Source organism: Rhodanobacter sp. C03 (assembly GCF_002001175.1).
Classification (GTDB): Bacteria; Pseudomonadota; Gammaproteobacteria; order Xanthomonadales; family Rhodanobacteraceae; genus Rhodanobacter.
In genome coordinates this window covers 199441-212938 of sequence record NZ_MUNT01000005.1, presented here as the reverse complement: position 1 = coordinate 212938, position 13498 = coordinate 199441, and the positions used below count along the sequence as shown (strand labels likewise).

The window sequence follows — 13498 nt, the reverse complement described above, 5'->3', positions numbered from 1 at the left end:
GGAGAGCCTGGCGACTGACGTCGCTCCTACATGGCGGCCTGTGGACTCAGGCCTTGGCGGCCGGACGCGAATTCGAGCGACGACGCTGGTTGCCGGCGGCGTGCTCGCCACGGCCTTGCGGCGCGTAGCCATTCGGCCGAGCCGAACCAGCAGGCTTGCCCTGGCGCGGTGCGCGCGATTGACGTTGCCCGCCACCGCCACCGCCGCCTTGCTTCGGGCGCGGTGCACCGGCATCCAGTCGCAGCGGTGCCGAAGGCTCGTAACCGGCGATCGGCGTGATTGCAATGTCCTGCTTGAGCAGTTTGCGGATGTCGAACAGCAGGCCGGATTCGTCGTGGCTGACCAGCGATACGGCCAGGCCTTCCATGCCGGCGCGGCCGGTGCGGCCGATGCGATGGACATAGTCTTCAGCGACTGACGGCAGGTCGAAGTTGATCACGATCGGCAACTGCTCGATGTCGATGCCACGCGCAGCGATATCGGTGGCCACCAGTACGGTGATGCGGCCGCTCTTGAAGTCGCTGAGTGCGCGGGTACGCGCGTTCTGGCTCTTGTTGCCGTGGATCGCGGCGCTGCGCAGGCCGGAGGCGTTGAGGAAGGTCACCAGCTTGTCGGCGCCATGCTTGGTGCGGCTGAATACCAGCGACTGCCGGCGGCTGTCGGCCGACAGCAGGTGCAGCAGCAGGTCGCGCTTGCGCGAGGCATCGACCGGGTGCACCTGATGGCTGACCAGGGTGGTGACGGTGTTCGGCGCCGAAACCGAGATCTCTTTCGGGTTGTGCATGAACTCCATCGCCAGCGTCTTGATCGCCGGTGCAAACGTGGCGGAGAACAGCAGCGTCTGGCGCTTCTTCGGCACCGACTGCAGGATGCGCTTCAGTGCGGGCAGGAAGCCCATGTCCAACATGCGGTCCGCTTCATCCAGGATCAGCGTTTCCACGGCCGACAAATCCAGCGTGCGCTGCTGCATGTGATCGATCAGCCGGCCCGGGGTGGCGATGACGATGTCGACGCCGCGGCGCAGCACGTTGATCTGCGGGCCCATGCTGACGCCGCCGAAGATGGTGGTGGCGCTGACCTGCATGTGCTTGCCGTAATCGCGCAGGTTTTCATGCACCTGGGCAGCCAGCTCGCGGGTTGGGGTCAATACCAGGGCGCGCGGACGGCGCGTCATGGTCTGGCCACTGGTGGAAAGTTTTTGCAGCAGCGGCAGCGCGAACGCAGCGGTTTTGCCGGTGCCGGTCTGCGCCGCGGCGAGCAGGTCGTGACCTGCCAGTGCCGGTGGAATCGCGGCAGCCTGGATCGGGGTGGCCTGGGTGTAGCCGTAATCGGCAAGCGCACGCAACAACGCGGGCGCAAGGCCCAGCGAATCGAAGGACATGTAACACTCCTGAGCAACCCGGAGTGTTCATACCGTGTTGCAGACTAAGGGAAAGGGCGACTTGTGTCGCAGCAGTCAGAACGACTGCGCCGCCAAGTATAGCTGATCCTGCGGTGTAGTGCTTGTGCGATGGTCACCAAACTGAATGGAATGGCGAAACACCCTCAGCAATGCGGCCGTGCCACGAGCAGGTAGCTGTTGAACGGGGTACGCCCACGCAGCGGTTCGATGCGTACATCAAGCCCGGCGTTTTCCAGCGGGTCACGTAGTTCATCGGCAGTCGGATAGTGTTGCGCCCCACCGGGAATCCAGCCGGAGGCACGCAGGAAAAACTCCTCGATCCGGGTCGCGTGGAAACGCCAGTTCGGTTCGCGCAGCACATTGCGGATGATCAGGCAGCCTTGTGGTGCCAGGTGCCGGATCGCTGCCTGCAGCAGCGCAGGCTGCCGCTTGGCCGGCAGGTAGTGCAGCATGTCGAGCAAGGCGACGTGGCCGTGCAGCGCGGGAAGTTCGGCTGCGTCGGCATGGCGCAAGGTCATCATGGCATCCAGTCCGGCGCGTTGTGCCGCCCGTTGTCCGGCCACGATCTTGCGTTCGTCGTGATCAAGTCCGACGTAGGGCAGTCGATGGCCTTGCGCGCTCAGATACTGTCCGAGCAGGCCGATCCCGCAGCCAAGATCGAGCAACGGCAACTGCGTGCCGGCAATTGCCGCGACCGTGGCGGCGTAGACCGGATCGTTGGTCAGCTTGCCCATGACATAGCCGCGCTGCAGCCGGCCGTCATACAGACTGGCGATCCGTGCGCACGTGGTTCGATCCATCCGGGTTCCACATGTCGACGATGCAGACAGTCAGCCTAGGTCATTGGATGCCCGCATGTCATGCCTGCGGGTTGCATCTTTTGAGCACGCCGGGCATACGATAGTGACGCTTTGCCAGTCCAGCTCAAGGAACTCTTGATGTCACTGCTTGCACCCTTGCGTGAACTCGATACCACCCAGCGGCATACCGTGCTGGCAAGTTTCCTCGGCTGGACGCTGGATGCCTTCGACTACTTCCTGCTCACCTTCGTCATCGTCGCGGTGTCGAAAGAGTTCGGGGTCGACAATGCCAAGGTCACCTACGGTCTGTTCCTGACCCTGGCGGCGCGGCCGATCGGCGCCTTGCTGTTCGGCCGGCTGGCTGATCGCTACGGGCGGCGCCCGATCCTGATGCTGGATGTGATCCTGTTCTCGTTGTTCGAGCTGGCCACCGCGTTCTCGACCTCACTCACCATGCTGCTGGTGTTGCGCTTCCTGTTCGGTATCGCGATGGGTGGCGAGTGGGGCATCGGCGCGTCGCTGGCGATGGAATCGATACCGGCCAAGTCGCGTGGACTGATCTCCGGCCTGCTGCAGAGCGGCTATCCCTGCGGATTTTTCCTCGCCGCGCTGGCCAACTGGCTGTTGTTCGATCACATCGGCTGGCGTGGGCTTTTCGTGGTGGGCGCGGTACCGGCCTTGTTGGTGCTGTACATCCGTCGCAGTGTGCCGGAGTCGCCGGTGTGGCAGAGCGGCCAGGCGCAGCACCGGAAGGTTGGCGTGCTTGAATCCATGCGCGGCCACTGGAAGCTGGCGATCTATCTGATGCTGCTGATGGCGGCCTTCAACATGTTCAGCCACGGCTCGCAGGACATGTACCACACCTTCGAGGAAGTGAACCTGCACCTGGATACCAGCTCGGGTGCGGCGTTCATGCTGGTTGCGCTGCTCAATCTCGGCGCGCTGGCCGGCGGCTTGTTCTTCGGCACGCTGTCGGAGCGGATCGGTCGACGCAAGGCGATGATCATTGCCGCGCTGCTCGCGATTCCGGTGATCCCGCTATGGACGTACGGCGGCTCGTTGCTGCTGCTTGGCCTCGGTGCGTTCCTGATCCAAGTGATGGTGCAGGGTGCATGGGGCGTGGTGCCGACGCATCTCAACGAACTCTCGCCGAGCTCCATGCGCGCCACCTTGCCGGGCTTTGCCTATCAGATGGGCAACCTGCTGGCGGCCGGCACGGCTACAGCGCAGACCTGGATCGCGCATTGGCACGGCGGCGACTATGCCTTTGCGATGTCGTTGTGGATCGCTGTGGTCGCGCTGATCCTGGCCTTGCTGGTGTGGCTGGGGCCGGAAGCGCGCGGGCTGGATTTCGGGTAGTGTCTCAGTTTGAAATCTAGGCTGCTCGCCGATTCCTTGAGCGGTCAGGCATGCGGCTTCATACTGTAGCCATGCCTAATCCTAAGCGCCCGCGCGATCCCAACCAGTTAGCGAAATTCATCCTTGATGTAGCTACGGGTGAAGCGGCGCTTCCGACTTCTGAGAAGACATCCGCTAGGAAAGTGGCGAGCAGTAAGGGTGGAATGAAGGGTGGAAAATCTAGAATGGATGCTCTCTCAGCGGAAGATCGCGTAAAGCTTGCGCAACATGCCGCTGCGACACGCTGGAATAAGGGAGCGCCAGCGAAAGCTGGCGCTCCTGTGAAGCCGTCAGTTAAAAGCGAACGATAACTGACCCGGATGCGAGCGGAAGTGCTGGATTACGTTCTCGATCCGTCCGAAACGGAACCTCACGTAAGCGCGCACAAATACGCTCTTGGGCTTGCGATGGAAAGATTCCATAGCCAATTCTCCTAAGAGGATTGGAAGGCAATAGTTGCCTACAGCCCCAAAAGAACGTATGCTTTTGGTGTCCTAACCGACAAGCTGTAGGTGGCAGAGGGGTGCCTTCACCACCATGCCAAATTTAGACCCCGTTAGCGTTGGCGCGCTGCGGGGTTTTTCATTTCTACCCGTTCGTTCCGCCCCCTTCCTTCTGGGCAATCGTAATGTTGATATCACCAGCATTCGGGCCAGACTTGTAGATCATTTTCAAGATGCTATTGGCCATATTTAGCCAATCTAGCCGGTCACTAACACCCCACACTCCCCCTGGCGCTGGCAGTGTTTGAAGAAGACCGCGGATGAGAGGATGCAACTCGTCATCATTGCCGCCACCACCACCACTTCTGCCCTTGTCTCGATTGTCTTTCTCGTCCAATTGGCCTTGGCTAATGCCGGTATCAGTTTTGATGCTTGGTTTTACAAGGCGATCGGCAGCGGCTTCGAAGAATCCGCCCTGTTTTGCGCTTCGAAGCAAAACCTGCCGCGCTCGATCTCTTACTTTTGCCCCCACCCCGAGAGTGCCTATCGCACGCTCCAGCCCTGCCTGTGGGGGCAATGGGCCGCCCTTGAATTGCTCGTAGACCTTGGCGTATAGCTCGACTGTCAGAAACGCACTCACGCGCGCCTGCCGCTCAGTGGCGGAATCAATAATTTGGCGTCCGAGATCCGTCAGGGATATGCGCCCTCCGCGTTCATACACAATCAGTCCGAAGGTCTGCGCCCCAGTGATACGCATCCGGAAGCCGCCACCCTTGGCTTCCATCTTCATTTCCGCAGCCAATTGATCCGAATCGCATGCCGTTCCTCCGGCATTGTGAACGCCACGCACGACTTCAATGGCCGCGTCAAGATCGGAATATGGAAATTGAACGGTAGACCGTCCTTGAGTTGTGGCCCGGTCGTCACTCTGTGGCAAGACCGTAGTTGTGCTTTCCATGGTCAGCTCCCGACTTCGACAAGTCTGCGTGAGGCAAGAATACATCATCCGCAGACATGTGCAACTATAAAAAGGCAAATTACGTAAACAAACAGTTGCATTTAACATTACTCTGGCATATAGTTCAGTTTAAGAGGCTGAACTATGAACCGCATGTCCATTGCAGAACGCGCCAAAATCCTCGGCTTCCTCGTCGAAGGCATGAGCCTACGTGCGGCTTCCCGCTTAGCGGACTGCTCCATTAATACCGTGACGAAGCTGCTGGTAGACGTAGGCTCGGCCTGCGCCGAGTACCAGGACAGCACCCTGCGCAACCTGCCGTGCAAGCGCGTCCAGTGCGACGAAATCTGGTCGTTCGTCGGTGCCAAGCAGAAGAACGTCCCGGCTGAGCGCGAAGGTGAGTTCGGCGTCGGTGATGTGTGGACGTGGACGGCCATTTGCGCCGATACCAAGATCATTGCTTCATGGATGGTTGGTGATCGTGGCGCTGCCGCTGCAAACGCCTTTATCGCTGATCTGGCGGGACGTCTCTCTAACCGCATCCAGCTCACCACGGACGGCCACAAGGTCTACGTGGATGCGGTAGAGCGGGCATTTGGTTCGGATATCGACTACGCCATGCTCGTGAAGGTCTACGGTGAAGGCCCATCCTCGCCAGAGCGCAAGTACAGCCCGAGCGAGCATATCGGCACCAAGACCGTGCGCATTGAAGGCGAGCCGAATCCAGCCCATATCTCGACAAGCTATGTCGAGCGCCAGAACCTGACCATGCGCATGTCCATGCGCCGCTTTACGCGTCTTTCTAATGCTTTCAGCAAGAAAGTGGACAATCACATGCACGCGGTTGCGCTGCACTTCATGCACTACAACTTCGGCCGGATCCACAAGACGCTTCGCGTCACGCCTGCGATGGAAGCTGGCGTGTCTGACCATGTATGGTCACTGGCAGAGATTGCGGCGCTGGTGCCAGATCCGGCCGCCAAGGCTCGTGGCCCGTACAAGAAAAAACCAACTTGTGCTTGAACTTAGACACGGAAAACGTGTCTACTATGGAGCTATCATCATCTGGTGATTTAAGTCCAGAAGGAAGAGACAGTGAAGAATCCAAGAAAAACGTACTTCTGGTACGGTTTCACGAGCATTCTAGAACTGTATCCAGATACAAAATGCCTGACCAAGAACTATTGGCATGGCGATCAGGCCTCCGATTGGCAAGCAGTCGGAAACGACTTGCGCTTTGCGTTAAGATCGTTCGATGAACAAGGACGAAGAATCAAGGTCAAACGAGGAAGCGGACTCGCCAATGCAAGCGAGTGCGCATCCTCCTGTTCCTCTGCCACCTGAAGTCCAGCGGCTCCAAGCAAGTCAGCCCCAAATCTATAAGGCAGTACAGCAGTACATCCTTCAGGTTAAGTCGCATTCTGGACCGCTACCTTCCCCAGAAAGTTTGGCGGCGTACGAGGAAGTCAGTCCCGGGTCCGCGCTGAAGATCATAGAGATGGCTCAGGCCGAGCAGCAGATTCGGCATCATTGTATGAAAACCGATGTTGACGCGATCCCGCGCGGACAAAAGTTCGCCATGTGTTCGTTTGTTGCTGCGATGATCACAACTTGCATCATTGCCTATCTGGGATCGCCAGGAGCTGCCGCCGGGTTCGGGGGAGGCGCCATCACCGTATTCGGAGGCGCCTTCATCCTCGCGCGGCACTATGGTGCCAAAGAGGAAAAGGCAGAACAACCTAAGCCTTCCACGCCTAAGAAGCCTAAAACAAGAAGTAGAAAAGGCTAGATTTCAAACTGAGACACTACCGGATTTCGAGAAGGCGCGGCCATGATCGGGATGCGCTGATAGAATCGGTTCTTTTATTTCTCCAGAGAGACAGGCAATGAAGGCTGGCAAGGACAAGGTCATCGCGATCCACTACACGCTGACGGTGGACGGTGAAAAGATCGAGAGTTCGCATGATCGCGACGAGCAGCTGTGGGTCCTGCTCGGCCACGGCCAGCTGATCCCGGGTCTGGAAGCGGCGCTGGAAGGCCATGAGGCCGGCGAGACGCTGCAGGCCGAGGTGGCGGCGGCCGATGGTTATGGCGAGCGCCAGGAAGACCAGATCCAGCGCATGTCGAAAAAGTATTTCCCACAGGCGAATCGCCTCAAGCCGGGCATTGTCACCGTGCTGAAGCTGAAGGACGGTAGCCAGCGCGCGGTGACGGTGCACAAGGTCGGCATGAGCGCGATCGACGTGGATCTGAACCACCCGATGGCCGGCAAGACGCTGAATTTTGACGTCGTCATCAACGACGTTCGCGATGCCACCGAGGAAGAGATCCAGCATGGTCACGCGCATCCGCCGGGTGCCGAAGCGCACTGAGTTTGAGTACATGCGTAAACAACAACGGCGCCTGCAGGCGCCGTTGTTGTAGTTTCGCCGCGCCGCTGCACGGAGAGTTGGGTGAAGGCAGCTTTGCCTCATTACCGTTGATTTCAATCCAGCAGTCGTTTGCCGTATTCGAAATGGTCGCGCCAGTACGGTCCGTCGATATCGTCCAGCCGCACCGTGCCGCCGCTGTTCGGCGCATGCACGAAGCGGCCCTTGCCCACGTACACGCCGACATGGCTGATGCCTGCGCGGCTGCCGAAGAACACGAGGTCGCCACTGGCCAGCTCGGTCATCCGCGACACCTTGCGGCCGCTCATCGCGGCCATTTCTCGTGAGCTGTGCGGCAGCAAGATGTCGGTTGCCTGTCGATAGATGTAATCGACCAGCCCGCTGCAGTCGAAACCACCGGCCGGTGTATTGCCGCCCCAGTGGTAAGGCGTGCCGACCAGGGCCATGGCGCGGAACAACACATCGTTTGCGGCACCAGCGCTGGCGGCCGAAGGTGCACGGGCCGGCAGATCGGCCAGCGAGGAATGCGAATCGGTGAATGTCGGTTCGCGCCGATGCGAGCTGCTGGCACAGGCGGCCAACAGCAGGAACGTGGTCGCCAACAGTGACTGGCGCACGGTGCGCCATGGTGATGACGTTGACGCGAAGCTGGCAACGGATTCCAGGTGCATGGAACAACCTCGGCGTGAGTCGCGCCGAGGTTATCAAATCAATGGGTTGGAAGAAAGTCCTCAGAAATTGGACGAGTCATATGATGACTATGACGAAACCGGCGACTTCGGCGGCGCAGTCGCCGGTACAGGCGTTTCGGTGGGCGTTTCGGTCAGGCTGAAGTTGATCGGCACCCGCGCATAGCTCTGGATCCGTTTGCCGTTCTTTGTCGCTGGATTGAACCGCCACTGCATGGCCACATCGCTGGCCGCCTTGATCAGGCTGGGCGCTGCCTGGGTAGCGGGGTTCACCTTGACTTCGCGCGGCTTGCCATCGGTGCCTACGAGCACGTCGAGGATGACCGTACCTTGCTGATGATTCTTGATGGCATCTGCCGGATAGCGTGGATTGATGTTCGTGTTGAAGCTCAGATCGGTGGAGGCCGGGTGGTCGGGCTTGGTATGCACGGCGGCCTGCGCCACGAAGGCGCTCGCTGCGATCAATGCAGTCAAGCCGACAAACCCGATACGGCGACGCAAGGCGCCGGGACGATGACGCTGGATCATGTTCAATCGCTCCTTCAGTTGTGGCTGGTCAAGCCAGGGGATGAGTACCGGCGTGGCATCCATGCCGGTGCTGTGCAGCAGGGTGTAGGCGTACTTCGTCTCATCCTGCGGTGACTGGCGCAGCACGCGTTCGTCGCAAGCCAGTTCCTGATCCAGCCTTAGCCGCGGCAACGCCAGCCACGCCAGCGGGTGGAACCACAACAGCGCGACCGCAAGCTCCGCGAGCAGGCTCCACAGCGCGTCGCCACGACGCAGGTGCATGTATTCGTGTTGCAGCACCAGCCGCCGTTCGTCGGCATCGAAGCGTTCGAGAAAACTCGCCGGCAACAGCACCAGGCTGCGCGGTGCCCACAGTACGGCCGGCCCGGCCGGGTGCAGCCGCAGTCGGAGCGGGTCCAGACCGTGCAAATCTCGTTGCAGGGTGTGGCACATCGCAGCGGGCAGTCGGCAGCTCTGCCGCCGCAATCGGCCGTAGTGGAATGTCAGTCGCAGCAGACAGCAGACCGTGCCGGCCAGCCATAGCAGCAATGGCCAGGGTAGCCTCGAGGAGGCCGGCATGACCTGCGCGACGAAGCTTGGCGTGGTGGGCAGCACCAGCAGGGTCGGTGTGACGGCCCATGCGGATGGCAGCGTCGGTAGCCACGGCAGCATCGCCAACAGTGGCGGCAACAGCCACAACGTGAATGCCGGCCCGGCGCCGAACCACTGTCGTGCCAGCCAGCGCAATGTCAGCACCAGAAGCAGCCCGAAGGTGACGTACAGCAGCATGACGAACATGGTCAGTGCCCCTTCCGGTCGATTGCATCGATCAATTTGCGCAACTCGGCGATCTCTTTCGCGCTCAGTTTTTCGTGCTGGCTGAAGTGCGTCAGCAGTGGTGTCAGCTTGCCGCCGAATACGCGGTCGAGCAGACTGCGGCTTTCCTGTTGTTGCCACTCCTCGCGCCGCAGCAGCGGCGAATACAGATAGCGCCGGCCATCCTTTTCGGCGCCGATTGCGCCCTTGCCGAGCAGGCGGTTGAGCAGGGTCTTGATGGTTTTCTCATGCCAGCCCGTGGGTTCCAGCAGGGCGGCGACGATGTCTTCGGAAGTCTGTGGTGCCTGCTGCCACAGCACTTCCATCACCCGGCTTTCGGCATCGCTGATGGTGACTGGCGGATTCGACATGGCTGTTCCCTGGATGGATTACACGTGTAGTCGTAATGAAGATTACGCGCGTAATTTATGCGATGCAAGTGGCTTGGTACGGCACGCTCGGCCGCTACAATGAATGGATGAATGCTTCGCGCAGTGATGTGTTGATCCTCGGCGGCGGTGTCATCGGCCTGGCGTGTGCGCTGTATCTGCTCAAGGCCGGTGCCGGCGTGCGGGTGCTTGAACAGGGCACACCCGGTTGCGGCAGCTCGCACGGCAACTGCGGCACGATCACGCCCAGTCACGCAGCACCGCTGGCGATGCCCGGCATGATCGGCCTGGCACTGCGCTCGATGCTGACGGCGGATGCGCCGCTGTATCTCAATCCGCGTTTCGACGGGCCGCGGCTGCGCTGGTTGCTGGGCTTTGCGCGGCACTGCAATTGGCGTGACTTTGCCAGCGCGACCACGGCGCGGGCGGCGATCCTGCAGCGTTCACGTCAGCTGCTGGCCGAGCTGGTGCGCGACGAGCCGCTGGATTGCGAATTCAGCGAAGCGGGCACGTTGTACGTCTACCGCTCGGTACAAAAGCAGGCGGCCGATCAACGTGATCATGTCGCTGTACTGGAGCGTCTAGGCATCGACGTGCAACGCCTGCGTGGCGACGAAGTGGAGGCGATGGAGCCCGCGCTGAAGCCTGGCGTATGCGGCGGCCTGTTTCATCCCGGCGATGCGCGGTTGCGGCCGGATCGTTATGCGGCCGAACTGGCACGGCGCGTGACCGAGCTTGGTGGAGTCATCGAGACGGCTACGCGGATTGAAGACTTCGGAACCGCCGACGGTCGTATCACGCAGGTGCACAGTAGCCGCGGCACCTTCGAAGGTGAGCGCGTACTGCTGGCGCTCGGTGCCTGGTCGCCATTGTTGGCAAAAAAGCTGGACCTGCGTCTGCCGATGCAGCCGGGCAAGGGCTATTCGTTGACCTATAGTCGACCCGCATTGGCGCCGCGGCATGCACTGGCATTGCGCGAAGCCGCGGTATGCGTAACCACCTGGGCCGACGGTTATCGACTGGGCAGCACCATGGAGTTTTCCGGTTACAGCGAAGGGCTCAATCGGGCCCGGCTGGATGCGTTGCGGCGTGGCGCGGCGACCGGCTTGCACGAACCGGAAGGTCCGGAGTTGTTGGAGGAATGGTGGGGTTGGCGACCGATGAGCGTGGATGAAGTGCCGATCATCGGCCCCAGCACACGCTGGTCGAACCTGCTGCTGGCGACAGCGCACGGCATGCTCGGTGTAAGCATGTCGACGGCGACCGGCGAGCTGGTTGCGTCGATGCTGGGCGGCTCGGCTTCGCCGATCGACGCGACGCCTTATGCGCCGGCGCGCTTCGGACTGTAGACAACGTCTAGCTGTGGCTGGTGCATATCCGCCTGATCGTTTGACGGCGATTTCAGCGGTTAGCTGCTAGCTTCGCCCGAACTATCGAGGGCGAAGCGATGACCGCAAGCCATGACCTGATCGTGCTGGGCGCTGGTTCCGCGGGCCTGGCGACCGCTTTCCGCGCCGCGCAGCATGGTGCCCGCGTAGCCCTGCTCGACCCTGGTGCGTTGGGCGGCACGTGTGTGCACCGCGGCTGCGTGCCGAAGAAGGCGTTGTGGTTTGCTGCGCAGCTGGCGCAGTCACAGCTGCTCGCCGTCGAATTCGGTTTTGCCTCGCAGCCGGGACCGCTCGACTGGGAGCACTTCCGCGGCTTGCGCCAGCGCTACATCGACGCGATCGATCAACGTTATGCACAACGTCTGCAGGAAGCTGGCGTGCAACTGTTGCGGCAGGCCGGACGCTTTGTAGCGACGGATGTGATCGAGCTGGCTGATGGCAGCCGACTGCAGGCGGCGCAGATCGTGATCGCCACCGGTGCACGGCCACGTCGGCTGGCACTCCCGGGTTTCGAGCTGGGCATGGTCTCGGACGACGTGTTTGTGCTGGAGGCACCGCCTCGTCGTATCGCGATCGTGGGCGGTGGCTATGTGGCGGTGGAATTCGCCGGCTTGCTGCGTGCGCTCGGCAGCGAAGTGGAGGTGCTGGCGCATGAGCGCTTGCTGGAAGGTTTTGACGAGGAGCTGGTGCAGGCCTTGACGCAGCAGATGGAAGTGCAGGGCATACGCCTCAGCCATCACAGTGCAGTCCAGGCCGCGCACCGCACGCCTGATGGCATCATGCTGGACGATGCGTCGGCTGGTTCGCACGGTCCCTACGATGCGTTGCTGTGGGCGGTGGGCCGCGTGCCCAACACCGAGGCATTGGGACTCGACGCAGCCGGTGTGCAAGTCGACGATCACGGCCATGTGCGGACCAATGTGCGGCAGGACACCAACGTTACGGGCATCCATGCGGTAGGTGATGTCACCGCGCGCAAGGCGTTGACGCCGGTAGCGGTCGCCGCCGGCCGGCGGCTGGCGGATCGGCTGTTCGGCGGTCAGCCGGATGCGCAGCTGGATTACGAGAACATCCCCAGTGTGGTCTTTGCCGAGCCGCCGCTAGGCATGGTCGGGCTGACCGAGGCGCAGGCCCGTCGTCAGTATGGGGGGCAGGTGACCGTCCATTGCAGCCGGTTCACGCCGATGCAGTGGGCCCTCGCCGGTCGGCGCGAGCAGAGTGTGATGAAACTGGTCTGCGTGGGCACCGAGGAGCGGGTGGTTGGCATCCATGCGCTGGGCCCCGGTATCGATGAAATGCTGCAGGGTTTCGCGGTGGCTTTGAAGCTCGGCCTGCACAAGCGCGACCTGGAGGCGACCGTGGCAATCCATCCGACGTCGGCGGAAGAACTGGTGCTGATGGGGTGAACGCGCGCCGGCGCCAGTAGAATGACGCGCATGGCCAATTTCACCTTGCAGCGCGGTCGCGTACCGCTGTTGATCAGCCTGCCGCACGACGGCAGCTTCATTCCCGACGACATCGCCGCGCGCATGCATCCGGCCGCACGCCGCTCGCCGGACACCGACTGGCATGTGGGGCGTTTGTACGGGCCGCTGGCCGAAGCGCTGGGCGCCAGCGTGCTGAAGCCGCTGGCCTCGCGTTATGTGATCGATCTGAACCGGCCGGCCGATGGCCATGCGCTGTATCCGGGGCAGCGCGAAACCGGCCTGGTATCCACCATCGGCTTCAATGGCGAGCCGCTGTATCTGGACGGTGGTTCGCCCGATGCCGCCGAAGTTCAACAGCGGATAAACGATTACTGGCAGCCCTACCATCAGGCCATAACGCACGAACTTGCGAGACTGCATGCCGAGCATGGCCGCGTGGTGCTGTGGGAAGGTCACTCCATCCGCAGCCGGGTACCGATGCTGTTCGACGGCCAGCTGCCGGACTTCAATCTCGGCACGGTCTCTGGAGCAAGCTGCGACGCGCCATTGCAGGGACGACTGCAGGCGTGCCTGGAATCACAGTCGCGCTTCAGTTTTGCCGTCAACGGCCGCTTCAAGGGTGGCTACATCACCCGTCAATACGGCAACCCCGCCGCGGGTGTGCAGGCAGTGCAGCTGGAACTCGCCCAGCTCAATTACATGGACGAGGAGAGCTTTGACTACGACGAAGATCGGGCGACGGTGGTGCAGGAACTGATCGCTCAATTGCTGCAGGTCAGCCTGCAGTAATCGCAAGTTTATGCGCGTGAAATCGGCGCGAATGAATGTCAAGAACCAGCGATCCGGTTGCCGTGAAAATACCGTGTTCCGTTCAGTCGTCGTACGTCCTTC

General features: G+C 61.4%; 13 protein-coding genes. 7 read left to right on the top strand and 6 right to left on the bottom strand.

Annotation, left to right across the window (positions count from 1 at the left end; genetic code table 11):
- Positions 1-46 precede the first annotated feature (46 nt).
- A complete protein-coding gene (locus B0E48_RS07800) occupies positions 47-1381 on the bottom strand; it encodes a DEAD/DEAH box helicase (RefSeq protein WP_077517564.1) in 1335 nt (444 codons plus the stop codon).
- Between the two features lie 164 nt (positions 1382-1545).
- Positions 1546-2202 (bottom strand): class I SAM-dependent methyltransferase, encoded by a 657-nt coding sequence (locus B0E48_RS07795; protein WP_077517562.1) that lies wholly within the window; start codon positions 2200-2202, stop codon positions 1546-1548.
- A gap of 138 nt (positions 2203-2340) precedes the next feature.
- On the opposite strand from B0E48_RS07795, the gene B0E48_RS07790 reads away from it, so the two are divergent.
- Positions 2341-3561 (top strand): MFS transporter, encoded by a 1221-nt coding sequence (locus B0E48_RS07790; protein WP_077517560.1) that lies wholly within the window; start codon positions 2341-2343, stop codon positions 3559-3561.
- 627 nt (positions 3562-4188) lie between these two features.
- Here B0E48_RS07790 and B0E48_RS07780 read toward each other — a convergent pair.
- A complete protein-coding gene (locus B0E48_RS07780) occupies positions 4189-5001 on the bottom strand; it encodes a hypothetical protein (RefSeq protein WP_139350200.1) in 813 nt (270 codons plus the stop codon).
- 144 nt (positions 5002-5145) lie between these two features.
- On the opposite strand from B0E48_RS07780, the gene B0E48_RS07775 reads away from it, so the two are divergent.
- From B0E48_RS07775 to B0E48_RS07765, 3 genes are all read left to right on the top strand, one after another.
- Positions 5146-6024, top strand: a complete 879-nt coding sequence (locus B0E48_RS07775) for an IS1 family transposase (RefSeq protein WP_139350199.1) — start codon at positions 5146-5148, stop codon at positions 6022-6024.
- Between the two features lie 232 nt (positions 6025-6256).
- Positions 6257-6790, top strand: a complete 534-nt coding sequence (locus B0E48_RS07770) for a DUF2335 domain-containing protein (RefSeq protein ID WP_077517554.1) — start codon at positions 6257-6259, stop codon at positions 6788-6790.
- A gap of 97 nt (positions 6791-6887) precedes the next feature.
- Entirely contained in the window at positions 6888-7373 is a 486-nt protein-coding gene (locus tag B0E48_RS07765) for a peptidylprolyl isomerase (RefSeq protein WP_077517552.1), read from the top strand.
- A gap of 113 nt (positions 7374-7486) precedes the next feature.
- On the opposite strand, the gene B0E48_RS07760 is transcribed toward B0E48_RS07765, so the two are convergent.
- The 3 genes from B0E48_RS07760 to B0E48_RS07750 form a co-directional block, all read right to left on the bottom strand.
- Complete coding sequence (locus tag B0E48_RS07760) at positions 7487-8062, bottom strand: C40 family peptidase (RefSeq protein ID WP_139350198.1); 576 nt, start codon at positions 8060-8062, stop codon at positions 7487-7489.
- A gap of 87 nt (positions 8063-8149) precedes the next feature.
- Entirely contained in the window at positions 8150-9385 is a 1236-nt protein-coding gene (locus B0E48_RS07755; RefSeq protein WP_077517550.1) for a M56 family metallopeptidase, read from the bottom strand.
- 2 nt (positions 9386-9387) lie between these two features.
- Complete coding sequence (locus B0E48_RS07750) at positions 9388-9774, bottom strand: BlaI/MecI/CopY family transcriptional regulator (RefSeq protein WP_077517548.1); 387 nt, start codon at positions 9772-9774, stop codon at positions 9388-9390.
- Between the two features lie 35 nt (positions 9775-9809).
- Here B0E48_RS07750 and B0E48_RS07745 point away from each other — a divergent pair, with 35 nt between their 5' ends.
- From B0E48_RS07745 to hutG, 3 genes are all read left to right on the top strand, one after another.
- Positions 9810-11141: an FAD-dependent oxidoreductase gene (locus B0E48_RS07745; RefSeq protein WP_254423892.1), complete on the top strand. Its 1332-nt coding sequence runs from the start codon at positions 9810-9812 to the stop codon at positions 11139-11141.
- 98 nt (positions 11142-11239) lie between these two features.
- On the top strand, positions 11240-12586 hold the full coding sequence (gene gorA / locus B0E48_RS07740; RefSeq protein ID WP_077517546.1) for a glutathione-disulfide reductase: 1347 nt from the start codon (positions 11240-11242) through the stop codon (positions 12584-12586).
- A gap of 30 nt (positions 12587-12616) precedes the next feature.
- Positions 12617-13396 carry an N-formylglutamate deformylase gene (gene hutG, locus B0E48_RS07735; RefSeq protein WP_077517671.1) on the top strand — a complete coding sequence of 260 codons (780 nt, stop codon included), beginning with the start codon at positions 12617-12619 and terminating at the stop codon, positions 13394-13396.
- The last annotated feature ends 102 nt before the right edge of the window (positions 13397-13498 follow it).

Coding starts and splice junctions, on each gene's coding strand:
- B0E48_RS07800 (WP_077517564.1), bottom strand. CDS start 1,381: ATGTCCTTCGATTCGCTGGGCCTTGCGCCCGCGTTGTTGCGTGCGCTT.
- B0E48_RS07795 (WP_077517562.1), bottom strand. CDS start 2,202: ATGGATCGAACCACGTGCGCACGGATCGCCAGTCTGTATGACGGCCGG.
- B0E48_RS07790 (WP_077517560.1), top strand. CDS start 2,341: ATGTCACTGCTTGCACCCTTGCGTGAACTCGATACCACCCAGCGGCAT.
- B0E48_RS07780 (WP_139350200.1), bottom strand. CDS start 5,001: ATGGAAAGCACAACTACGGTCTTGCCACAGAGTGACGACCGGGCCACA.
- B0E48_RS07775 (WP_139350199.1), top strand. CDS start 5,146: ATGAACCGCATGTCCATTGCAGAACGCGCCAAAATCCTCGGCTTCCTC.
- B0E48_RS07770 (WP_077517554.1), top strand. CDS start 6,257: ATGAACAAGGACGAAGAATCAAGGTCAAACGAGGAAGCGGACTCGCCA.
- B0E48_RS07765 (WP_077517552.1), top strand. CDS start 6,888: ATGAAGGCTGGCAAGGACAAGGTCATCGCGATCCACTACACGCTGACG.
- B0E48_RS07760 (WP_139350198.1), bottom strand. CDS start 8,062: ATGCACCTGGAATCCGTTGCCAGCTTCGCGTCAACGTCATCACCATGG.
- B0E48_RS07755 (WP_077517550.1), bottom strand. CDS start 9,385: ATGTTCGTCATGCTGCTGTACGTCACCTTCGGGCTGCTTCTGGTGCTG.
- B0E48_RS07750 (WP_077517548.1), bottom strand. CDS start 9,774: ATGTCGAATCCGCCAGTCACCATCAGCGATGCCGAAAGCCGGGTGATG.
- B0E48_RS07745 (WP_254423892.1), top strand. CDS start 9,810: ATGAAGATTACGCGCGTAATTTATGCGATGCAAGTGGCTTGGTACGGC.
- gorA (WP_077517546.1), top strand. CDS start 11,240: ATGACCGCAAGCCATGACCTGATCGTGCTGGGCGCTGGTTCCGCGGGC.
- hutG (WP_077517671.1), top strand. CDS start 12,617: ATGGCCAATTTCACCTTGCAGCGCGGTCGCGTACCGCTGTTGATCAGC.